Here is a 23,965-nt window from a genome sequence, read left to right on the forward strand (position 1 = left end):
AGTACAGAAATACATGACAGTGGAAGCAAAACAACATTTCAGCAGAGAACTGCTGCATTGGTACCGGAGAGGCAATCGCGATTTGCCATGGCGTAAAAGCCGGGATCCTTACCGGATATGGGTATCGGAAATTATGCTTCAACAAACGAGAGTCGATACCGTTATTCCTTATTATGAAAGGTTTATGGACAAATTCCCCACGGTTCGGGCGCTTGCCGAAGCGCCCGAGCCTGAAGTGCTCAAGTGCTGGGAGGGGCTTGGCTATTACTCGCGGGCGAGGAATTTGCAAGCGGGAGCGCGCCAAGTGATGGAGCTGCATCAAGGGCAGGTGCCGGATGATAAAACAGCCGTCGCCGCTTTGAAAGGCGTTGGGCCTTATACGAGCGGCGCGATTATGAGCATCGCTTTTAATCGTCCTGAGCCAGCTGTAGATGGCAACGTCATGCGCGTGCTTTCACGATATTTTGCGCTGGAGGATGATATTGCCAAGCCGGCCACGCGGGTGAAAATCGAAAAGCTTGCCGCCGAGCTGATTCCTGAAGGCGCTGCAGGCGACTTCAATCAAGCTTTAATGGAGCTGGGGGCGCTCGTCTGTACGCCAAAGTCGCCTAGCTGCCTGCCATGTCCGGTTATGGAGCATTGCGAGGCAAGAATCGAAGGCCGCGAGACGGAGCTTCCTATTAAATCGAAGGCAAAGCCGCCACGGCCGGAAGCGCGTATCGGCGTCATTGTCGAAGGCTCAGGTGTGCATGCAGGCAAGGTGCTTGTTCGGCAGCGCTCCGCAACCGGGCTGCTTGCGCAAATGTGGGAGCTGCCGCATTTGCTCGTGCCGAAGGAGCTGGAACCGCTGCTTCGTTTCGATGAGGAGCAGCTGACGGAGCAAGCACCGCTTGGCGGGCTGCTGACGGAGGCGGTAGCTGGCGATACGGGCCTGCTCATTCGCCCTCAGCGTCAGCTGATGGACGCCGATCATATTTTCAGCCATATCCATTGGAAAATGAGAGTTTATAAGGCGGATCTTGGTGCGATAAATGCAGGGCCTATGGTGCCAATGGGTCAAATGGCTGCTGAAGCTGCGGCTGTCTATACAGCTGCTGGAAAACAGCTTTCAGAGCAGGTTGAGCAAGCAGGGCAAGCAGGGCAAGCAGAGCAAGCAGAGCAAGCAGGGCAGACGGAGCAGCAGGGAGAGCCCCGCGAGCCGTATCGCTGGATTGGTCCAGAGCATATGGATGAGCTCGCCTTTCCGAATTTATTTTTGAAAATATTACGAGATTATTGGAATCGGGATTTGTAAAGCCGAAGGGAGAGCTTTGGAATGAGTGAGAGGTTGAAGCAGCTGCTTGAGCACAAAATCGTAGCGATTCTAAGAGGAATTGAGGATCGTCATGCCGATGGGGCAGGACAGGCATTAATAGACGGCGGTATCCGCCTGATGGAAATTACGCTGAATACGCAAGGCGCTATAACGATGATCCATCGCTGGCGTACCAAGTTTGACGGTCAGGCTATCGTCGGCGCAGGTACGGTGCTGGATCTTAAGATGGCGCAGGAGGCAGTAGCGGCAGGGGCACAGTTTATTATTTCGCCGAATCTCGACGAGGAGGTTATTGCTTACGGCGCGGAGCATGGCGTATCTGTGTGGCCTGGCGTCATGACCCCTACCGAAATCGTCAAAGCTTGGAGGGCTGGAGCAGAAGCGGTCAAGCTGTTCCCAATGGGAACGCTGGGCACGAAATATTTGGCGGAAATTCGCGGCCCGCTGGACCAAATTCCGATTATGGCGACAGGCGGAGCGGATTTGCATAACCTCGGCGAATATTTCGGCGCTGGGGCAAATGCCGTCGGTCTGGGCAGCAAGCTCGTTAATCTGGAATGGGTACGTGAAGGCAAGCTTGAGCTTGTTACGGAGCGGGCACGGCAGTTCGTTGATGCGGTGAGCAAGCTGTAATTGGGGCTCATCCATCGTTACCCCGAACTAGCCATTGTATAATATAAGTTTTCTATCATCTACTGGGGGTAATGAATAAACAAAAGGGCCTGCGGCACAGGGCCGCAGGCTGCAAGAGAGAATATATAATAAAGGGGGGTCATAAAGCTAGTATAATTGGATAAGATGAATATAACCTGAGCGATATATTACAGTTTTATTACAAGAAGGAAATCGGTTACAAAAAAGGTGGGTGAGCATGATGCGTTTTTCCATTTGGAAACCGGCGGTCATCGCGGCGGCGGTGTTAGGCACGCTTTATTTTACAATGAAGCCGGAGTGGCTGCCTGTATTTGCAGCATCGGAGCAGCAGGGCCAAGGCAGCGGAACGATCAGTCAATTGGAGCAGGAATTAGCCGCACATTTTAAAAATAGAGAAGAGCATTTTACGCTTCAATATAACGGGGATAGCAGCAAGCTGTCGGCGGAGCTTAAATCTATTATTGACCGCGCGATGGCCAAGGATGATTATACGGCGTATATTTTGGAGTCGTATGTGTATACGACGCGCAGTCTCGGTACTCGTTCAACGATCAAGATGGAGGCGAGCTACCGGGAATCGAAGGAGCAGACGGCTGAGGTTGACCGCGTAGTCGCGCAGCAGCTTAAGAAGCTTATAACCTCAGGCATGAATGACCATTTGAAGGTAAAGGCTATTCATGACTGGATTGCGGGCAAGCTGAGATATGACCAGTCGCTGAGCCATTATACGGCTTATGAAGCGATTACGACTGGAAGCGCGGTATGCCAGGGCTATGCGCTGCTTGCCTACAAAATGCTGAGTGAAGCGGGCATTACGACGAAAATTGCCGAGGGTACGGTCGATACGGGCGATCATGCGTGGAATATGGTGAAGCTGGATGGGCATTGGTACCATCTCGATGTGACATGGGATGATCCGGTAGCGACCGATCCCGCAGCGCCGGCCGATACGATCCAATACAGCTACTATTTGAAAACAGACAAGGAAATGCGTCATGACCATCAATGGAAAAAAAGCTATCCAGCGGCAACTACTTCGTATTCCGCAGAGCTGGACAAGCTTGAGAAGAAAGGCGGCTCCGCCGCAGCTTCTTACAAAAAGCTTGGGCAGCAGCTTGGCTTCCAATGGCTGAAGCCGGAAAACATTGTCGCCGATCGCGCGGCGCTGACCGAAAAAATCCGCGCTGGCGTAAAGCGTAGAGCGACCAGCCTGGAGTTTCGCTATTTGAAAGGCGATACGTTTTCCGCTGATCTCAAAAGCGCCGTAGCTTCGCTGCAAGTGCCGATTGGCTACTCTGCACGTTACGAGCCCTATTTGCATGATGGCTCGCAGCTGGTGAAATTGCAGCTGTCGTATTGACCCATGTACATGCCGCGCAAACAACGTGGCAATAAACGAGCTGAATAGCAAAAAACCTCTTGTCTCCCTTCAACTTACAGAAGGCGAGCCAGGAGGTCTTTTGTTTATAGCGGCAAAAGAAAAGGTAATCTTAAAGTAAGTGTGCCAAGCGCATGCGGCTCGAGCTTTATTTGCCCTGCTGGCGGGCAGCCGTCATTTGCTGCCAGACGGAGCCAGCCGCTTCCTCGCCGCGCTCGATGCGCTCCAAGGCGATTTGCGCTTGCAGCTGAATCTCGAACTCGCTGTCCTGTGCTGCAATGCGCAAGGCGGGAATAGCCGATTCGTCGCCAACTTCATATAGGAAACGGGCGGCCCGCCAGCGCACAAGCTTGTTGGTGTCGCTAAGCGATTCAATCATCGGTGCAGTAGCGGCAGGATCACCCCAATCGGAGAGCGTGTCTCCAGCCGTTCTGCGCACCGATACCGATTTGTCGCGGAGCGCCTGGAATAAATAAGGCATCGCCTCATCTGTGCGAAGGTCGCCTAAATAGACAACGGCTAGCCTTCTGATCGACACCGTGTCGTCGGTAAGAGCCTTAGCGAGAAGGGGCAGCAGTTCGGGCTCTGGCGTCAAGCGGTCAAGCGCGGCATAACGAATGCGCCAGTCCGGCGATTCCAGCCGCTCGGCAATTTCGTCCGCCGTTAGCGGAGCCGGCCTTGTCGGAGCAGCTGCGGCATCGCCGTCCGCTGCGCCTTGCGCCTTGGCGGCGGCGATCAGCTCTGCTAGCCGCTCCGCCGTATAGGCGGCTTCCAGCTCGCGGACGACATCGGCGGCGATTTCTTCGAGCTCGCCATAGCGGACGCCGAACTCCTCCAACTTGCGTTCGCGGATCATCGAAGAGCCAGCCGCTTCGCTGACGGCGTTCGTGAACGGCTCGGGCAGCGCGGAGCGGGCTTCGCGCTCGCCATTTTTCACGCGTACCTGCATCGGAATGCCCCGATACATCTGTACGAGCACATGCGCCTCGCCGAAGCTGTTCTCGGTCAAGGCTGCTTGCCCAGCTCCACTATCGTCGCCATGCAGCAGCGTTCTTGCTTCTGCGAGAATGAGCGCCCAATCCGCACTCGATACGCGGTCCAGGGCAATAAAATCAGCGGTGCGGAAAATACTGCGCACCCCATCTATAGCAAGGAGACTTTTCAGTGGCTCCGGTGCGCTTTCTGCTTCTTTTTTCGAAAAAGTCTGTCTTACGCCGCGCGGCAGCGATTCATCCATATTCAGTTTCATGGAGTTCGGGCTGGGCGTCGGTTCAATGGATAAAAGCTTCACATTTATCATCCTCCGTTCATACAATTCAAAGGTTATGGGTTTAGTTTACATGAATTTGCAGGAGGATGCGAATACAAGGTGCATAAGAAGTGGCTGGAAAGTTGCTTCGATCGCTCGTAGTTGGTATCTTAAAGCTATACTCTATTTTCGAAATGCGTAGGAGGAAGCCAGGATGAAACCCAGAAGATTTGAGAATCAGCAGCAGGTTCAGCAGCATAACTCCTTTAAACAGTTTCAAAGATGGCGCTCGGAAAGATCTAATAAGATTAAAAGCAAAGATTATTCATATACCGTGCCGAATGTAGAGCCGGATCTGCAATATTTGCACCACAATCGCAAGCATCCTTCCGTCACATGGGTCGGACATTCGACTTTTCTAATCCAGATGGCGGGGCTCAACATTGTGACGGACCCGGTCTGGTCAGGGAATATGGCTTTTGAAAAAAGGCTAGCGCCCCCGGGCATTCCCATCAGCGATGTGCCCCCGGTTGACGTCGTGCTCATTTCCCATTCGCATTATGACCATTTGAACATTAACTCGCTCCGCAAGCTGGGAGGCGTGAAGCAAATTCTCGTCCCTGCGGGACTTGCAGGCAAGCTTAAGCTCAAGGGCTTTCGCCGCATCAGGGAGCTGCATTGGTGGGAATCGGTCCATATTCATGGCGTAAAATTCACCTTTGTGCCATCTCAGCACTGGACGAGGCGCAATCCGTGGGATACGAATAGCTCGCATTGGGGCGGCTGGGTGATGGAGCCATATGCAACGCTGCCAAGCGGAAGCAGCGACCACTCGCACGCGCAAGTGCATCTGCACGGCATGGGCGGAAGTAGCAGTGTGGCGGAGCGAGAGCAACTGGCAGTGGAAGCGCCAGAAGCAATAGCAGTTGATCGCCCGGGCCATTCCCATGGACCTGGACATGCTGCCCGTCCTGTAGCGGGAATTGCGCCTACCGTCTATTTTGCAGGTGACAGCGGATATTTTCCGGGCTTCAAGGATATCGGACGCAAGTTCCATATCGATGTTGCCCTCATGCCGATAGGCGCCTATGAGCCGGAATGGTTCATGGGGCCGCAGCATGTGACGCCGGAGGAATCGCTGCAGGCATTCGAGGATGTGGAGGCGAAGTTTTTTGTGCCGATGCATTACGGTGCCTTCAAGCTGGCTGATGATACGCCGCGCGAAGCGCTGGATCGCCTTGAAGCTTGCCGGGATAGCCGATGCATTGAGGAAGAGCGTATTGTTGTGCTGCCTCACGGGGAATCCTGGCGGCTTGCAGGACTATAAATGCCAAACGCGGACAAGAGAAAGCCAAATCTGTGAAATGACTTCCCGGCTGCTTCATGCGTATACTTAGTAAGTAGGCAAGCAGAATGTACGGCAATAATAAATGACAGCGCATCGTTATTAGGAGGAGCATGTAATGAGTCAACCGATTCGTATAGGTATTATTGGGGCCGGAGCTATCGGCAAAGTGCATATGGAAACGTTTCAAAAGGTAGGAGCGGAAGCCGCGATTGTAACGGCGGTAACGGATGTATATTTGCCGCTTGCCGAGCAGCGCGCAGCGGAATTTGGCATAACGACCATTCATGAAAGCCCGCAGGCGCTGCTCGAGGATCCGGAGCTGGACGCGGTCATCATCGGCGTTCCAAACCAATTTCATGCGCCACTTGCAATTGAGGCATTGAAGCAGGGCAAGCATGTGCTGCTGGAGAAGCCGATGGCAATTGATGCCGAAGCGGCCCGCACCATCTATGAAGCTTCGCAGGCTGCGGGCAAGGTGCTGATGATGGCGCATCAAATGCGCTGGCTCGGCATTAACCGCGCGATTAAAGCGCGTGTGGAAAATGGCGATCTAGGCTCGATCTACAATGTGAAAACCGGATGGTTCCGCAAAAAAGGCATTCCAGGCTGGGGCTCATGGTTCACCCGCAAGGATCAGGCAGGCGGCGGTCCGCTTATCGACATTGGCGTGCATATGCTCGATCTGTCGCTGTATTTAATGGGTAACCCGCGTCCGGTATCGGTATATGGCTCGACGTATGCCGAGTTTGGCCCGAAGCGCCGCGGCATCGGCACTTGGGGTACGCCGAATTGGGACGGCTATTACGATGTTGAGGATTTGGCGACTGCGCTGATCAAGTTTGATAATGGCGCTACCTTGTCGCTGGACGTAAGCTGGGCTGCACATTCGGCTTCGCTAAGCGAGGAGCCATTTATCCATCTGATGGGTACAGAAGGCGGAGCGGCGCTTGTTGGCACGAACGGCTGCTTCGTCACGCATGAGGATGATAAAGTAGTGGAATCAGAAATCGCGCCATTTGATGGAGAAGAGGACCGCGTGCTGCTGAGCAGGCATTTCATCGACTGCATTAACGAAGGCAAGCAGCCGATTGCTTCGGCGCTGAGCGGTTATACGAACAGCCGGATATTGGATGCGATCTACGAATCTTCCCGTACAGGCAATGAAGTGAAGCTGCACTGGGACTAAGTTTGGAGCAGGGATAGCAGCGAAGAAGGCGTTACGTGGCCTTGCTGGCGCAGGGCACATATGGAGCAAGGTCCCGGAAGGCCGCCGTTTGCAAAGGCAGCTTCACCGGGGCCTGTTCGCGCGGGAAAATACAGCGAATTGACAATTCGAGGTTCGTTTGCGGGCATACTGTGCTATAATAATGCAAGATAATGAGAATGAATGTGAAGGACGGGATTGCGAACCATGATTAGTACTACTGGCATAACGCTTCGATTTGGGAAGCGGGCGCTTTTTGAAGATGTTAGCATTAAGTTTACGCCGGGCAACTGCTACGGCCTTATTGGCGCGAACGGCGCAGGTAAATCGACGTTTTTGAAAATTTTGTCCGGAGAAGTAGAGCAATCGAGCGGTGAGGTTCATATTACACCGGGCGAGCGTCTTGCTGTACTGAGACAGAACCATTTTGAATATGACGAGTTTGCCGTTATTGAAACGGTTATGATGGGCCACAAGAAGCTTTATGATGTAATGAAAGAGAAAGACGCGCTGTATGCCAAAGCTGACTTTACCGATGAAGACGGCATGCGCGCAGGCGAGCTGGAAGCTGAATTCGCCGACATGAACGGCTGGGAAGCCGAGTCGCAAGCGGCAGAAATGCTGAACGGCCTTGGCATCACGCCTGATCTGCATGACAAGACGATGTCTGAGCTGAGCGGTAACGAGAAGGTACGTGTATTGCTCGCGCAAGCGCTGTTCGGCGAACCGAACATTTTGCTGCTCGATGAGCCTACCAACCATTTGGACATTGAGTCGATCCGCTGGTTGGAAGATTTCCTTGCAAAATATGAAGGAACCGTCGTCGTGGTCAGCCATGACCGTCACTTCCTGAATACGGTATGTACGCATATCGCCGATATCGATTTCGGTAAAATCCAGATGTATGTCGGCAACTACGACTTCTGGTACGAGTCCAGCCAGCTGGCGCTTTCCTTGATGCGCGGCGAGAACAAGAAGAAGGAAGACAAAATTAAAGAGCTGCAGGCGTTCATTCAGCGTTTCAGCGCGAATAAATCGAAATCCAAGCAGGCGACTTCCCGTAAAAAGCTGCTTGATAAAATTTCCCTCGATGACATTCGTCCTTCGAACCGGAAATATCCGTTTATCAACTTCAAGGGCGAGCGCGAAGCAGGCAAATCGCTGCTGCTCGTAGAAGGCTTGACGAAGTCGGTGGATGGCGTGAAAGTGCTGGATAACCTGACGATTGCTGTTAATAAAGGCGACAAAATCGCTTTTGTTGGCCCGAACGAACAGCCGAAGACGCTGTTGTTCCAAGTGCTGATGGGCGAGGTTGAAGCAGACGCGGGTACGTATCAGTGGGGCGTTACAACAACGCAGGGCTACTTCCCGAAAGACAACTCGTCTTATTTCGACGGTGTTGATCTGAACTTGGTCGAGTGGCTGCGCCAGTATTCCAAAGATCCGGATGAGACGTTCATTCGCGGCTTCCTCGGACGGATGCTGTTCTCTGGCGACGATGCGATTAAGAAAGCAAGCGTATTGTCCGGTGGAGAGAAAGTCCGCTGCATGCTTTCCAAAATCATGCTCAGCGGCTCCAACGTATTCCTGATGGATGAGCCAACGAATCACTTGGATCTCGAATCCATTACAGCGCTCAATAACGGTTTGATCGATACGGATTGCACCGTTCTGTTCACTTCGCATGACCATCAGTTCGTTCAAACGATTGCGAACCGTATTATGGAAATTACGCCTAACGGACTGATCGATCGCATGATGACGTATGATGAGTACCTTGAAAGCGATGAGGTTAAAGCGCTTCGGGAAAAAATGTACGCCGAATAATAGAGCTGGATTCAGCTTGGAATAGAGAAAGGCTGCCCTCGTCTGTATGGACGATAGGGCAGCCTTTTTTGCGTTTGATGCAATTAGACTATTCTTTAAGCTGATTCCATTCCAACAGCTGATGCTGCAAATGGACAATTAGCTTGTCGACATCTTGTAGAAAAGTGTCTCTGGTTTCCGCTTCCATGCTTTCAAGTGCTTTCGCCAGCGGCGGTGCGCCCGCAGCTTCCAGCGTCATCATCAATTGCTGAAGCTGGGCAAGCACAGGAGGCATGCCATCGGTATCCGCTTTGGCAGCAGTGGCGGCGGGTGTCGATACGGCCGCAGCAGGCGGAGCTGCTTCTGACACATTAGCAGCTGATGGTTGGGCGGCCGAAACAACAGTGCTATCAACAGAAGCCGAATTAGCAGCAAGCGAGGCGCTTTGATTAGGCAGGTTGTCCTTTACGCCGACCTGCTGCTGTTCTTGCCCTTGTACAAGCTGCTGCTCGATAGGCTGCTGCACAGTTTGCTGCTCCATTTGCAAAGCGACAGCTTTCTTTTTCGGTTCTGCTGGCTGGGCGGGCTTAGCCCGTTCAGCTTTGTTGTTCTGCCGAATGGACCACGTTTCGAGGAGCGCGGGGCCGTCCTTGAACAGCAGCTTCTCCTTTGTGCTAGCGGAAATGTCGGCGTCCTTAAATAGCTTGGCGATTTTCTTGATATCGCTGACAGGCATCTCGTCACGCGCGAAAATAAGCGCGAGCGGGTCGCGCAGCTCCATCGGCAGGTCTTTAATCGGAAGCAGCTGATCTTCCGTCAGCACATCCTTGCGGATCGCTGTGCCGCTGACGATCCGCTTCTTGACCGCGCTGCTGAATTTGAGCAGCTCGCATTTATTTTTTATATACGATTCCGGCTTGCTGAGCTTGCTCGCAAGAAATTTCACCGAGCTGCTGAACTTCTCGTTGTTCAGCAGCTTGTGAAACGCCTCCGCCTCTTCAATCGGCGAGAAGCCCTCTCGGGTCAAGTTTTCGGCAATTTGCTCCAAATATATATCCATTTCATTGGTCATCGTCGAGACGATGCAAGGAATGGCCTGCTTCCCGAGCGCGATGCAAGCTTTGTATCTGCGATTGCCATATATAATTTTGTAGCGTCCGTTATCCGTTTTTCTGACTTTGATCGGCGACAGCAGGCCAAGCTCCTCGATGCTCGTTATGAGCTCCTGCAGCGACTGCTCGTCGAATTGGTAACGGGGCTGGTCCGTATCTTCATCAATCAGATTAATATCCATTTGTATAATGTCCATATCTACTCTCCTATCTATAAACCAGGCTTCCATGCCAGCATGGCAGGGCTTAGGGGCCAACCTTCATTATATAACAAGGAGGGCCTTCGGGGAAATGAAGGCCCTTGGAATAACTGGATTTTTTGCTGCTATTTCTCCGCGAATCGGGTGCCGCCTGCAAAGGAGGGCAGCGTTCGTTTACGCTTGCTAAGTTTTGAAACGGCCAATGAGTGCATTCAGCTCTTTAGAGAGCTGGCGCAGCGCTTCCGCTGAGAGGCTGATTTCATTCATCGAGGCAAGCTGCAGCCCTGAAGCGTCAGCGACCTGTTCAAAGCGCGAGGCCGACTGGCGGGAAATGCTCTCCATATCCTCGATGGAGGCGGCGACCTCCTGCGATCCGGCGGACAGCTGCTCGGAGGCGGCAGATACCTCATGCAGGCGCTCATTAATGGTGCCAATGCCGGAATGGATGGAGGCGAACGATGCTCCTGCCTCCTGGACAACGCTTAGACCTGCGAGTACTTCCGTGCTGCTCGCCTCCATCTGCCCGGACAAATCATAAGTATGACGGACAATTTCTGCGATGAGCGTCGCCACATGCTCGGAGGATTCCTGTGATTGGGTAGCTAGCTTTCTCACCTCTGAGGCGACGACGGCGAAGCCGCGCCCTTCCTCGCCCGCACGGGCAGCCTCTATTCCAGCATTAAGGGCAAGCAAATTGGTCTGTGCGGCAATCCCTTTCATAATCGAAATAATTTCGACAATTTTGCCGGAATGCTGCTCCAGCTGTGCAGACGTTTCGGTCATTTTGGAAGTGGCGGCATGAATGGTGTCCATCCGCTGAATGACTGCGGAAATCGCTTCCTCACCGCTTTTAGCGCTGCTGGTCGTTGCTTCCGACACGGATGAGACGATGGCAGCGGAATGGGCAATATGCTGCATGCTTGAGGTTATCGCCTCCATCGCATGCGTAACTTCCCCGGCGCGTACAACCTGTGCGGCAGCGCCCTCCGACGTTTGCTGAATGCTGTCCGTAATCGTAACGCCTGCTTCCTTCGTCGCAAGGGAATGGGAAGTAACGGCTTCGGCGGCGGTTAGCAGCCGGTCTGAGCTGCTGCGTATGCCGCTAATGACCGTGTGTGTATCCTCTACCAATGCCTTGAAGGCGGCTGCCAGCTGCCCGACCTCATCCTTGCGGTCTAAATCAATAGCGACCGTCAAGTCACCGCTGCCGACACGGGCAATCAGCTTTTTGAGCTGGACGAGCGGCCCTGTCAAATAACGGGCGAGCAAATAAACGAGCAGCAGACTAAGTATGAAAATGACAAGCGCCATCCAAATCATCGTATTGCGGTTTTGCTCCATCAGCTCGTAAACCTTCGTGGCATCGAGATCGGCGCCGACGAGGCCAAGCAGCTTGCCATCGGCAGACATAATCGGCACATAAGCGGATAAAGTTGAACCGTATTCATCCTGAGTCAGCTCGCCAATGCTGGGCTCCATCTCTTGAAAGGTTGTAATCATACCAGCGTAGGGATTCTCTTCAACCGAACCGAAGGGGGAGAAATCATCCTCTGCTACGTCCTGGGGGGCGCCATCTACGACATAAAAATAAACCGGCTGTCCGCCTTCTTCTCTCATGCCGAGCGTATACAAGTATTTTAAACCGTTCGCTTCACGCATATCGTTAAGCTGCGTACGAAGCTCATTGTAATAATCGCTCTGCTCCATGCCTTCGCTGAGCATAACATATTGCTGCGTATCAATAAGGCTGGCTGCCCGCTCAGCAACGGATTGCGCTTGCATCCCCATCGAATTTTCCACCAAATGGGCGGAGGCACGATACAAGGTAATTCCAAGCACCGAGCCAATAATAAGCAAAATAATAGAGAAAAAAATAAAAATTCGCATAAACAAGCTATTCATCAATGAAAGCAGCCTCCCTGGCATCTTTTGCAGCAATAGTCCGTAAGTCTCACTACCAATATGTATCGGCAAAAATAGTAAGCGTTATTAGGGAGGGCAGAGGGCCAATCACAAACAAACAGAAATATGCTATAATCGCACCATAAGAATCATTCATAGAAAGTGGAGCATACCTTATGTTTGCGATAGAAAGAATCAAAAAAATCAAACAAATTTTATTAAAAGACAAGCGCGTTGACGTTATGGAACTGAGTGAGCGTTTCTCGGTGACCGAGGTGACGATTCGGCGGGATCTCGACAAGCTGGAGCAGCAGGGTTTTTTGGTGAAAATATACGGCGGTGCCGTGCTGAATGAGGAAGAGCAGCCGGGCATGCCGCCAATGGCAGCAGATGACAAGCTGCAGGGCGAGAAGCGGCTTATTGGACAAATTGCCTCGCGGCATATTGAGAACGGCGAAGCTATTTTTATCGGGACGGGCACCACCTGTTTGGAAATTGCCAAGCACTTGAAGGAGAAGAAAGTGACCGTCGTCACGAATGATCTGCTAGTCGCTTTAGCGCTTAAAGATACATTAGGTGTGAAGGTTATGCTGACAGGCGGCGATTTAATTGCGGGCACCTCTACGCTCATAGGCGGTTTTGCGCTGCAGACGCTAAGCGGCATTTATGTGACGAAGGCGTTTATTGGCGTGAAGGGGGCTCATTTTCAGGCGGGCTACACGGTTGAGAGCTATGAGGAAGCGATGATGATTCAGAGCGTGCAGCGCATGGCGAGCGAAGTCATTATAGCAGCGGATTATACGAAATTCGATGTACCGGGCTTTGCGAAGCTTGGCGAGCTGACGATGGCGGGCAAAGTAATCACAAACAAACAGCTGCCAGCCGAATATAAAAAATATTATTTTGAACATGCAATCAAGCTGTATACGACGTTTGAGCTGGAGTAGTCCTGCGGGGGAGAGAACGAAGTTGAGCGAATTATTGACGCTGCGAAATATTAGAAAGCGCTTTAATGATACAGCGGTGCTGGATGGCATCCATTTGACGATTGAAAGCGGCCAGGTTCACGCGATAATTGGGGAAAATGGGGCGGGCAAATCGACGCTGATGAAAATATTAGCCGGACTGTTTCTGCCAGACTCCGGAGAGATTGCGCTTGGCGGGGAGCTTGTCAGCATCGCCAGCCCGAATGAGGCGCAGGAGCTCGGCATTGCGGCGATTCATCAGGAGCTGCGGCTGTTTCAGGATTTGAGCATTGCGGAAAATATTTTTATGCGCCGGGAGCCCTTGAAGCCGCTGTTATGGCCGAAGCTGATCGACTGGGACCGGCTGCATGAGCAGACCGCTAGCTATTTGCAGCAATTTGGTATGGAGGTTGATTCCCGGGCGCGCGTGAATACACTGTCCATCGGCGACCAACGTTTCGTTGAGCTGATCAGGGCGCAGTCGCAGCAGGCTCGAATCATTATTATGGATGAACCGACAGCTGCGCTGAACAACCAAGAGTGCGAGCGGCTGTTCAAGGCTATTCGTCATGTGAAGAAGCTGGGCGTGGCCATCCTTTACATCTCCCACCGCATGGAGGATCTTCAGCATATTGCCGATCAGGCTACGCTGCTGCGTGATGGTGTGGTCATTCGGACCTGGCGCATGAACGATGCGGCCAGCATGCCGGAAATCATGGAGGCGATGGCGGGCAAGGAGCTGCATAACCGCTACCCGAAGCTGAAGGTGCAGCTCGGCGGTGAGCTGCTGCGAACGGAAGGACTGAGCGTGGCGGGAAGGCTGAATAATGTCAATTTGAGCTTGCGCAGGGGCGAGATTTTTGCGATTGCCGGACTTGGGGGCGCGGGAAGACGGACGCTCGCCAAGGTGCTTTTTGGCATAGAGGGGCCGTATGAAGGTGCGATTCATTTGAATGGTCGTACCTTTAGGGCGATGACGCCTCATAAGGCGAAGGCCAATGGCATTTGCTATGTGACGGGGCTGCATGCGGAGGAAGGGCTGATCTTAAATGCGCCGATTGCGGAAAATATTACGCTGACGAATCTCCCTCGCGTGTCGCGAGCCGGATTTATGCGCAGCGGACAGGAGGCTGCTTATGCGAGAGATTTGATGGATCGCCTGGAAATTACAGGCGAAGAGACGGAGCAGCCAATGCATCTTAGCGGCGGCAAACAGAAGAAGGTCATTTTAGCCAAATGGCTGTTCAGCAATGCCCGTATTTTCATTATTGAGGAGCCGACAGCGGGCATTGACGTCGTCTCCAAAATCGACATTTACAACATTATGAACGAGCTGGTGCTGTCCGGCAAATCAATCATTATGCTGTCCTCCGATATCCCGGAAATGCTCGGCATGTCCGACCGAATTGCCGTCATGCACGGCGGCTCGATCCGCCATACGATGTTAACAGAGGAAGCGACGCTTGAGCAGATCTTGCATTATGCTTCAGGAGGCGAGGCAGCGCGCGGGGGCTAGTTAATGATTTTTTTTGTGGAAACCTTCACCTTGGTCTGATTTTTTCATTGCTGGTTAGTATAGAACAATAGAACGACTTGTTTAACTGTCTTTATAGATGGTTAACAAGTCGTTCTATTTTTTTGTTTTAAAACCTAGAAAAGGAAAATAAAAAGGGGAAAAATGTCGCAAAAACAAAATATGTTCACATGTTTCGACATTATAAAGCTGTATTCGACAAAATCCCTCAATGAAAAGGATTGGAAATGTCTGTATAGTGAAGATGGAGCCTAATAAATGACAAAAAGGATGGATGACATGCAGGGAAAAGCAAGAGAAGGCAGGAGGCGAAGTCGCTTGTTAAAAGGTTTGGCGTATTTTTCTAAATATAGGAAAGTAGATGATTTTCATCCTTTCTCTATATTTCTTGGAATGAAACGCGCTGCACCGCCAGGGGACAGCGGCAGCCGTTTCACCTTGTGGGGCAAGATTAGTATGCTTGCTTTGGTTATGTTTGGTTTGCTTAGTGCATCGGCTTTTGCGGCTACTTACACCTATGATGAACTTAATCGCTTGGTAGCTGTGGATTATGACAATGGCGACCGTGTGGAATATGCTTATGACAAAAATGGCAATATGCTTTCTTCCAAGTATACGTCAGCTGCCGTAGCTCCCCCGGTAAATCCTCCCGTTAGTGGAACAGTCCTTCTCCACACCTTTGAGGATGGCACATCCCAAGGCTGGGCCCCGCAAGGCGATGGTGTACAGCTCATTAATTCTCAGGATATAGCCAGCAGTGGGAAACACAGTCTGAAAGTCATCAACCGTACAGCATCATGGCAGGGTCCGATTCTTGATGTAACCCCATCGATAGAGAAAGGAAAGAGCTACCGCATTAAGGCAGCTGTACGTCTTCCTCAAGGTGAGGAATCGACACCAATCATGATGACGATTAAGCGGACATTGGCTGATGGTACCAGCTTTTATGACCATTTGAATACCCAAACGGTTACTGCTGATGGCTGGGCTGAATTAGACGGCGTCTATATGATCAGCCAGGAGGCGTCTAATCTGTCTCTCTATTTGGAAAGCGCAAGCGATACGGCCGTCTTTTATTTGGATGATGCAAGCATTGCTGCTTATGTTGCGCCTTCACCTACGCCTACTCCTGCACCTGAAACGCTATTGCATGATTTTGAAGATGGGACGACGCAAGGCTGGAGCGCACAGGGCGATGGTGTCGTAGTAGCCAATTCCCAGGAGGCAGCAAGTGCGGGAAGCCACAGCCTCAAAATTTCAGGAAGAACGGCGTCCTGGCAAGGCCCCATTCTAAATTTGACCTCAGCCATGAAGAAAGGGGTCACTTACGACATTAGCGGTAAAATTAAGCTTGCGGAAGGAACGCCAGCCTCTGATATTTTATTAACGATGAATCGCAAAGCGGCGGATGGTATGGATTATTATGAAAATATTAGTGCAAGCCATGTGACGGCAGATGGCTGGGCTTTCTTCGAAGGGGTTTATACCTTTACCGGGGAGGTAACCAATCTAACCGTTTATATGGAAAGTGCAAACGCCACGGCCAGCTTCTATTTGGATGAGTTTCAGTTGAAGAAGCATGAAGCGGCTCCTCCTGTCGTCAGCCATGATTTTGAAGATGGCAGCTTGCAAGGCTGGAATGCGCTTGGAGAAGGAGTCGTACTCAGTAATTCGACTGAGGCAGCCAGCAGTGGACAACGCAGTCTTAAAGTAACCAATCGCACGGCAGAGTGGCAGGGACCGCTATTGAATTTGACGGGCTCCTTGCAAGCGGATCAGTCCTATACGGTGAGAGCGGCTTTTCGTTTGCTCGGCGATGCTGCGCCAGCCAATCTGCTGATGACGATTCATCGAAAGACAGCCGAAGGTGCCGATTACTACGATAACGTCAGTGTAAACGTCGTAAAAGCTGGAGAATGGGCGATTCTCGAAGGCCCCTACAGCTATAGCGGAGATGCATCGGAGCTTTCTCTGTATGTTGAGAGCTCCAATGCAACCGTTGGCTTTTATGTCGATGACTTCACAATCGAGCGGAGGCAGCCTTAATGATACGCAAAACGATACAATGGCTGACCTTAGCCTGTCTTGCTTTAGCTTTTACGATCGGTTTCCTCGTGAAGCCGAATGTCACCTATGCAGCTCCGCTTAACTATACCGTTCCCGGTTATTCATCGGCAGTTGTGACCTCCAGCTTCACTGCATCCACTACAGCGGTAACCGCTGAAGGAACGTCTTATGATTATGCCCGTTATGCGGCCAATGGGTCCGTAGTCAACTTTGGCCAAGGTACAGGCAAAAAGTCGCTTAGCATCGTAGGCGGGCAGCGGCTTGTTGTTACGAATACGTCAGCAAGCGGAGTTGTGCTGAAGACGGTAACTAGAGAGCTTGGTGCAGGCTACACCTCCACACCTGCCTTGAAAAAGTATTTGCTGTTTCCAGGGCAGAGCATGAAGGCGACCAACCTGATTACTTCATCGGAAAGCATTGACGTAGGCGGCAAAAACAGCCATGCCGATTACAATGCCAATGATGTTCCCAACACCTACGACCGAACTCATGCTGGGGGCACAATGACGATTCCAGCAAGGGAAGGCATCGCTATTACGAATACAGGAACGACTAGCTATGAGGTGCTGGCGCCTTATGAGGTGTTCTCCTTCGCTAGCCGTACTAATCCAGCGGTGTTTGTGAAGACGCTGCAGCAGGGTCAGCATTTAGAAGCGTTAAATGTGACGCCTTATACGTTCACGCTGTATTTCACCCATAAAAATTATGACTATGCGATTTACGATGCCGCAGGCGTTCTCGACTCCTATGGTCATACAGGCTACACATCAGATATGTTGACTGCTGGGCGAAAAATCATTGTGAGCAATTATTCGGACGTACCGCTCGTCATCGAGGGTCCTTATGATGCGATACCAACGAAAGCACGCGCTTACCCTGCGCTCTATACGCAGACGCTAACCAGCGGTCAAAGTGTGTTAGTTAAAAATACATCAACCGAAAGCTATACCCTCAATCTAAAAGGGGCATATGATTTTGCACAATATAGCGCTAATGGCAGTGTCGCCGATTATGGACGAAAAATAACGACAACGGCAGGGACAAAGAGCATTCCTGCTGGCGGGAGCATCGTTATTACCAAGACAGACGGCGGTACAGCCGAAGTCGTTGGGCCTCCGGACGGGTTTAGCTTCACGGGCCGCACAGACCCAGCCCTATTTATTGGCTCAATAGCAGTAGGGCAAAGCTATGAGGCAACGAATCGCTTAGCGGGCAATGGCACATTTACAATGAATGGTCTGTACGACTACGCGATGTATGATAGCGCAGGAAACATTAATAATTACTATGCAAAACGTTCTTTAGGCAGCTTCAGCATCAGTGCGGGAGAACGTTCCGCTTTTACGAATGTGGGCAGCGGGGCAGCGGAAATAATTGCACCTTATGATGCGTTTAGATTCGTATCCCGCGCTAACCCGGTCAGCTTTAATAAGACGCTGGTGGCAGGGGAAACCGTTCAGGCGGATAATATCTCGCTTAAATCATTTACGATCAGCTTGAATAATCAGCATCATTATGTCACCTATGACACGGGAAATGAAGTGAGCGAGTTCGGCAACCCGCAGACGGCTGACAGCCATATTGTGGATGATACGGAGCGAATCATCATTTCCAATAGCGGCACGGCGCCGATTGTTGCATCGGGCCCTTATGATGCTTTTCGCTTAACAGACCGATCGGCACCTGCACTTTACAAGGGCTTTTTGGCCAATGGGCAGAGCTTGCGCCTGACGAATACAAGCCCGACGCTTTTTCACTTAAATATGTCAGGGACTTACGATCAGGCCAGCTATAAAACGACAGGAGAGCCGCGCTCGTCGAAGCGCAAGGAAACCTCTCTTGGACAAATTCTTTATAATTCGGAACGGATAACGCTGACGGGCAGCGGGAGCTCCGTACTGCAAATTCTTACGCCTTATGATGTGACGCTAGTGCAATCGAGCACGAATCCAGCCTTGGCTGTGAAGGAGCTTGCGGCCGGGCAAAGCGCTCAGGCTAAGAATACATCCACTTATAATGATCGGGTGGATCTAACCGGCAAGCACGATGTGATGGATTATGATGCCGCCGGCAATCCAGACAGCTACGCACGCGGGCGCACGATTGCTTACCGCGATGTGAATGCCGGCAAGCATGTGGCTGTTATGAATACCGGAACAACGGCGATGGAGGTTTATGGGCCATACGAGCTGTTTGCGATTACGAGCCGGGCGAATCCGGTTACGTTCAGCAGGGTATTAACGGCAAATGAGAGCATGGAGCTGCGAAATCAGACTGGCAAGCTGTTCCCGGTTTATTCGACAGGACTTTATGATCTGGCGCAATATGATGCTGCCAATGATGTAACCGATGTCGAGCGGGAGCATGATACGTCGGTTAAAAATGTATCTGGGCTCAATCGTTTGGCGGTTACGAATGCGCAGGCGTCTTCCATGGCTATTGAAGGTCCATATGATGTATTCTCATTGAGCAGCCGGGCGAATCCTGCGCTTTTTGAACGAGCCCTTGCACCTCGTCAAAGCATGGAGGCTGTGTTTAAAGGAACGGATGATGCCTCTGTCTATATGACGGGCAAATATGATTATTCGCTTTTTGATCAGAATGGGTTAAAAACCTATGCAAGGCAGCAAAACATCATTAAAAATAGATTGGTGAATACGGGGCAGCGAATTGCGGTTATGAACACGGATGTTCAGTCCATCGTCGTTTACGGTGCTTATGATGTTTTTGACAACAATGCCCGTACGAATCCCGTAACGTTTCAGCGTACGCTCGCTCCAGGCGAAAGCTTTGAAGCGACCAACAAGGAACTGACTCCTTATGAGGTCTATCCAAGCGGCCTTTATGATTTCGTTGAGTTTGCTGCGGATCAGGATGTCAGGGAGCTTGGACGGGATCAGACGGCGGCGCTTGAGATTATTTCGTCAGGAAACCGCATTGCGCTAACGAATGCGAATTCCCAAGCCATTACGGTTGAAGGCGCTTATGATGCTTTTCAATTGACGAATCGTACGAACCCTGCGTTATTCGAGCGTACGCTTCAGCCGGGCAGCAGCTTTGAGGCTGCTTACACCGGTACGAAGGATGCCAATGTGAAAATGACAGGCGTCTATGATTTGGCGCTGTATGATGCAGCAGGCGATATTAAAAGCTACTATCACGAGCGGAACGCTTCTATTGGACAGGCCGTCGGTGTTGGCGAAAAAGCAGCCATTATGAACAGCGGCACTAGCAATATGGTTGCTTATGGGGCCTATGATTTGTTCCAGCTTAGCAATCGGGCGAATCCGGTTTCTTTTGTCCGTACGCTCTCCGGAGATGGGACGCTGGAAATTAAGCAAAAAACGAATAAAAGAATGAGCCTGTATTTAGATGGCACATATGATCATGCCGAATATGCGGCAGATGGCTCCGTTAATGGCTACGGGGCTGGAGCAACGCAGAAAGAGCAGATTATTTCGGTTGATGCGAAGTTTGTACTGACCCCATCTGCTGCGCACACGGTCACCGTTAGCGGTGCTTATGATGCTTTCGATATTACCTCAAGAATGATTCGGGCGGTAACGATTAAGTCGCTTGACCCAGGAGCTTCCTATTCGCTGCGCAATATTTCACCGGATTCTTTCAATCTGCGGATCATTGGAAAATATGATTATCAGATTTATGATTTATGGGGAAATATGCAGCGTTTCGGCAACGGAAGCTTGGTGAACCCGCGTGTGATTGATTCAACAGAGCGGATGCTGATTACCAACGCGGATGTTGCTCCTATAACGGTTATGGCGCCAACGGATGCGATCAACGTAACCGACGGCGGCAATGCTAATGAGTTTGTAAAAGCTTTGGCAATAGGCGAAACGCTGGCGGTGAAAAATCAATCGAGCGGCGCGTCTACGATCAACCTTAGCGGCAAATACGATTACGCTCTGTATGATAGCGCAGGAGCTCCTGTACGCTATTTGAGAGAGGCAACGAGTACGGCTATAAGCGTACCGGCAGGCCATAAGCTAGTCATTACGAGCCGGAATGGTACGGGAACCGTTGTAACGGGCGGCGCGCTTGCTTTCCTTGTAACGGAGCAGGAGGAGCCAGCCCTGCGAATGGTTTCGGTTTCCTTCAAAAATACGGTCGAGCTGACGAATATCAGCCCGAAGGCTTGGTCCTTTACGAGCAGCGGCACAATGGACTGGGCGTCATATAATAGCACGGGAACAGTGCTTGGTTACGCTGCTCGTGATAAAGCAGCAACGCACGAGCTTGTTCAAGCTGAAAAGATGGTTGTAACGAGTCCTCTAAGTCAATCGTTAACTATTTGGGGACCTTATGAGTCTTTCAGCTATGTAGATCGTACGGATCCGGCACTAGAGCAGGAAACGCTGAAAGCCGATCAAACGGTTCAGGCTAAAAATCTGACCACATCGACTCAAACGCTAAAAGCTGGCGGCTCCTTTACGTATCGCAGCGGTTCGGGCAGTGAGCAGCCGGGACAAAGTCCGCTAAATGTAAACGCTGGAGCAACGCTGCTGCTTACGAATACAAGCGGCGCGGAATATCTCGTATTTGCACCATTTGGTGCCATTGACCTTAGCTTTCCTGGAGCAGATGGCACACCAATATCCGGCATCGGCGCAGCGGATAAAGTGAAGACGCTGGACCCGTCGGACTATGATCCACAGACGTTCCATGCGGATCCGATCGATACGGCAACGGGAGCGCAAATTATTAATCGCACCTTGCTTACGGCACATGGCGCGGTTCCGATTCCTTTTCAGGCCCAATATCATTCGTTATTGACGGGTACCGGCGATCTGGGAGTCGGCTGGAGCCATAACTTCGAGATGAAGCTGGAGGCTGGCGCGAACAACGCAACGGTTTACTGGAATGCATTCCGCTCTAATGTATTTAATAAAGCAGCGGACGGTACCTATTCGTCAACTGATAAAGCAACAAGGTTGGATCATTTGATGAAAAAGGCGGACGGTACCTATGTGCTTGAACGCAATGATGGTACATTGTATCGTTTCACAGCCGCAGGGCGCTTGACTGAAATCGAGGAGAAAAGCGGGCTGAAGCTGGCATTTGGTTATGCAGCGGATGGTGCCTTAACGACCATCAGCGATCCATTGACAGGAGCGGCATTGACAATCAGCTATGATGCGGCAGGCCGAGTGGTCGAGGTTGCTGATCCGGCAGCGCGTTCCGTCCAGTTCTCTTATGATGCAGCCGGTCGCTTGAACGAAATAACCGATGCAGCAGGAAATGCGACGACGTACAGCTACGACAGCAGCAATCGGATTGTCAGCGCATCGAGCGAGGGCGTCCAGCTGTTCGAGAACACGTATGATCATGAAGGACGCGTCATCAAGCAGCAGGATGCTGTTGCTGGTCATGCTCCAACTACGTTCAGCTATGAAGAGAAGGACAAGAAGTTAGTTACGACGATTACCAATCGTAATGGCGATGTGCAGAAGCTCACGCATGATGCGCAGTACCAGCTGCTTCAAACGGAAGACAGCTTAGGTAATAAAATGACCTTTACGTATGATGCGCAGGGAAATCGCCTAACCGCGACTAATCCGCTAAATCAGACGATCAGCTATGCCTATGATGACAGGCGAAATCTGATTCGTTCAACCGATTATACGGGTGCGCAGGTCAATATGACCTATGACAATGAGGATAATCTGCTCAGCGCAACAGGCCCTGACGGCAATACGATTACGTATACGTACGACAATAACAACCGTTTGATATCCTTAACGGATACAGATGGACAAGTGACTACCTATGCGTATGATGCAGCTGGCATGTTATTATCGGCTACTGATCCAAAAGGCGCACAAACCTCCTATACGTATAATGGAGGCCGACTGGTCAGCATGAACAATGCGGCGGGCGAGGTTACGACGTATGGTTATGACGCTGCCGGAAGAATGGCAAGCGTAACCGATGCGGCAGGAAATACAAGCCAGCTCGTGTACAATGCAGATGATCAACTGCTGAGCGATACGAATGCGCTGGGACATGCGTACTCGTATGCTTATGACAAGCAAGGCTTCCTTGCGTCAGAGGTTGATGCGCGTGGCAACACGACCCATTACACCTATGATAACAACGGCAATCTGACACAGGTTGTGAATGCACTTAATCAAGCTTCGCAGCTCATTTATGATGCGGAGGGCCGTTTGATTGAAGCTATCAATCCGCTTGGCGACAGTGTAAAAATCGTTTATGATGCAGTCGGAAATGTGCTGACTCAGACGAATGCAGAAGGAGAAAGCGTTCGTTATGTGTATGATTCGTTGTATCGCCTTGTAGAAGCGTATAATGCGGACAACACTAAAGTTTATGAGGTTTCTTATGATGCGAAGGGCAATCCGGTCACGATTAAGGATGCACTGAATCATTCGCAAACGTATGTGTACGATGAACTGAATCGTCTCGTGGAAACGATTGATCCGATGAATCGTTCGACGACATTCGCGTACGACGATCTGAATCGTTTGACGACCGTAAGCGATGCGCTTAAAGGCGAAGCCAGCCGCAGCTACGATTCATTAAGCCAAGTTATCGGTTACTCCGATCCAAATCAGAATGCGGCGACGTATACGTATGATTTGGCAGGCAGATTGATTGGCGAAACGAATGCAGCCGGTGAAACATCGACTTACACGTATAATGCTTTAGGCTTGCCGGATGTGGAGACGAATGGTCGCGGACTGACGACGTCCTATAACTATGACGCAGCGTCAAGACTAAACAAATTCGTTGATCAGGCGGGTGAAGTCAGCTATACGTATGATGCGAACGGCAATATAACCGCAGTAACGGATGGACAAGGCAAAGCCTTAACGCGTGTATTTGATGAGCTCGACCGCGTCGTGCAATATACCGATGAATTCGGCAATGTCATTAAATACAGCTATGACGCAGCAGGCAATATGATCATGCTGACCTATCCAGACAACAAAACCGTTTCCTACACGTATGACCGTGCAGGCCGCATGACGAGCGTAACCGATTGGAACGGCCGTGTAACAGCTTACAGCTATGATGCCAATGGCCGTCTTGCATCCACGCTTCGACCTAATGGCACAACGGAAACCAGAACGTATGATGCGAAGGGTCAATTGCTCACGATTAATGACATTGGCTTGGACAGCAGCATAATTCTTGCGTATACGTATGGCTATGATGCGATTGGCAATGTCATCAGCGAAAATGGCGGTCC

13 protein-coding genes are annotated in these 23,965 nt (G+C 51.2%); 10 read left to right on the forward strand and 3 right to left on the reverse strand.

The window, feature by feature from the left end:
* Nucleotides 1-13 precede the first annotated feature (13 nt).
* The 3 genes from mutY to ABEW34_RS29370 all read left to right on the forward strand — a co-directional run bounded on the left by mutY (nt 14) and on the right by ABEW34_RS29370 (nt 3,329).
* Complete coding sequence (gene mutY, locus ABEW34_RS29360) at nt 14-1,294, forward strand: A/G-specific adenine glycosylase (RefSeq protein ID WP_430164559.1); 1,281 nt, start codon at nt 14-16, stop codon at nt 1,292-1,294.
* Nucleotides 1,295-1,315: 21 nt separating this feature from the next.
* Nucleotides 1,316-1,948, forward strand: coding sequence for a bifunctional 4-hydroxy-2-oxoglutarate aldolase/2-dehydro-3-deoxy-phosphogluconate aldolase (locus tag ABEW34_RS29365; RefSeq protein ID WP_430164562.1), 633 nt, complete (start codon nt 1,316-1,318; stop codon nt 1,946-1,948).
* A gap of 238 nt (nt 1,949-2,186) precedes the next feature.
* On the forward strand, nt 2,187-3,329 hold the full coding sequence (locus ABEW34_RS29370; RefSeq protein WP_430164565.1) for a transglutaminase domain-containing protein: 1,143 nt from the start codon (nt 2,187-2,189) through the stop codon (nt 3,327-3,329).
* A gap of 166 nt (nt 3,330-3,495) precedes the next feature.
* Here the strand turns inward: ABEW34_RS29370 and ABEW34_RS29375 are convergent, their stop codons facing one another.
* A complete protein-coding gene (locus ABEW34_RS29375; RefSeq protein WP_430164568.1) occupies nt 3,496-4,638 on the reverse strand; it encodes a virulence factor in 1,143 nt (380 codons plus the stop codon).
* A gap of 172 nt (nt 4,639-4,810) precedes the next feature.
* Here ABEW34_RS29375 and ABEW34_RS29380 point away from each other — a divergent pair, with 172 nt between their 5' ends.
* The 3 genes from ABEW34_RS29380 to ABEW34_RS29390 all read left to right on the forward strand — a co-directional run bounded on the left by ABEW34_RS29380 (nt 4,811) and on the right by ABEW34_RS29390 (nt 8,975).
* Nucleotides 4,811-5,923, forward strand: a complete 1,113-nt coding sequence (locus tag ABEW34_RS29380; protein WP_430164571.1) for an MBL fold metallo-hydrolase — start codon at nt 4,811-4,813, stop codon at nt 5,921-5,923.
* A gap of 136 nt (nt 5,924-6,059) precedes the next feature.
* On the forward strand, nt 6,060-7,130 hold the full coding sequence (locus ABEW34_RS29385; protein WP_430164574.1) for a Gfo/Idh/MocA family protein: 1,071 nt from the start codon (nt 6,060-6,062) through the stop codon (nt 7,128-7,130).
* Nucleotides 7,131-7,355: 225 nt separating this feature from the next.
* Nucleotides 7,356-8,975 carry an ABC-F family ATP-binding cassette domain-containing protein gene (locus ABEW34_RS29390; protein ID WP_430164577.1) on the forward strand — a complete coding sequence of 540 codons (1,620 nt, stop codon included), beginning with the start codon at nt 7,356-7,358 and terminating at the stop codon, nt 8,973-8,975.
* Between the two features lie 88 nt (nt 8,976-9,063).
* On the opposite strand, the gene ABEW34_RS29395 is transcribed toward ABEW34_RS29390, so the two are convergent.
* Together ABEW34_RS29395 and ABEW34_RS29400 are read right to left on the reverse strand one after the other, a co-directional pair.
* On the reverse strand, nt 9,064-10,263 hold the full coding sequence (locus tag ABEW34_RS29395; protein WP_430164580.1) for a ParB/RepB/Spo0J family partition protein: 1,200 nt from the start codon (nt 10,261-10,263) through the stop codon (nt 9,064-9,066).
* A 186-nt stretch (nt 10,264-10,449) separates the two neighbouring features.
* Nucleotides 10,450-12,168, reverse strand: coding sequence for a methyl-accepting chemotaxis protein (locus tag ABEW34_RS29400; protein WP_430164628.1), 1,719 nt, complete (start codon nt 12,166-12,168; stop codon nt 10,450-10,452).
* Between the two features lie 176 nt (nt 12,169-12,344).
* On the opposite strand from ABEW34_RS29400, the gene ABEW34_RS29405 reads away from it, so the two are divergent.
* The 4 genes from ABEW34_RS29405 to ABEW34_RS29420 form a co-directional block, all read left to right on the forward strand.
* The gene (locus ABEW34_RS29405; protein ID WP_430164583.1) at nt 12,345-13,115 is read left to right on the forward strand and encodes a DeoR/GlpR family DNA-binding transcription regulator; all 771 of its coding nucleotides are present in this window, start codon (nt 12,345-12,347) and stop codon (nt 13,113-13,115) included.
* A 22-nt stretch (nt 13,116-13,137) separates the two neighbouring features.
* Nucleotides 13,138-14,649, forward strand: coding sequence for a sugar ABC transporter ATP-binding protein (locus tag ABEW34_RS29410; RefSeq protein WP_430164586.1), 1,512 nt, complete (start codon nt 13,138-13,140; stop codon nt 14,647-14,649).
* 336 nt (nt 14,650-14,985) lie between these two features.
* On the forward strand, nt 14,986-16,713 hold the full coding sequence (locus ABEW34_RS29415) for a carbohydrate binding domain-containing protein (RefSeq protein WP_430164589.1): 1,728 nt from the start codon (nt 14,986-14,988) through the stop codon (nt 16,711-16,713).
* Nucleotides 16,713-23,965: DUF6531 domain-containing protein (locus ABEW34_RS29420; RefSeq protein ID WP_430164592.1), on the forward strand; the 7,253-nt coding region annotated here is incomplete at its 3' end. The genes ABEW34_RS29415 and ABEW34_RS29420, both read left to right, overlap by 1 nt.

This window comes from Paenibacillus algorifonticola, from assembly GCF_050481745.1.
GTDB classification, from domain to species: Bacteria; Bacillota; Bacilli; order Paenibacillales; family Paenibacillaceae; genus Pristimantibacillus; species Pristimantibacillus algorifonticola_A.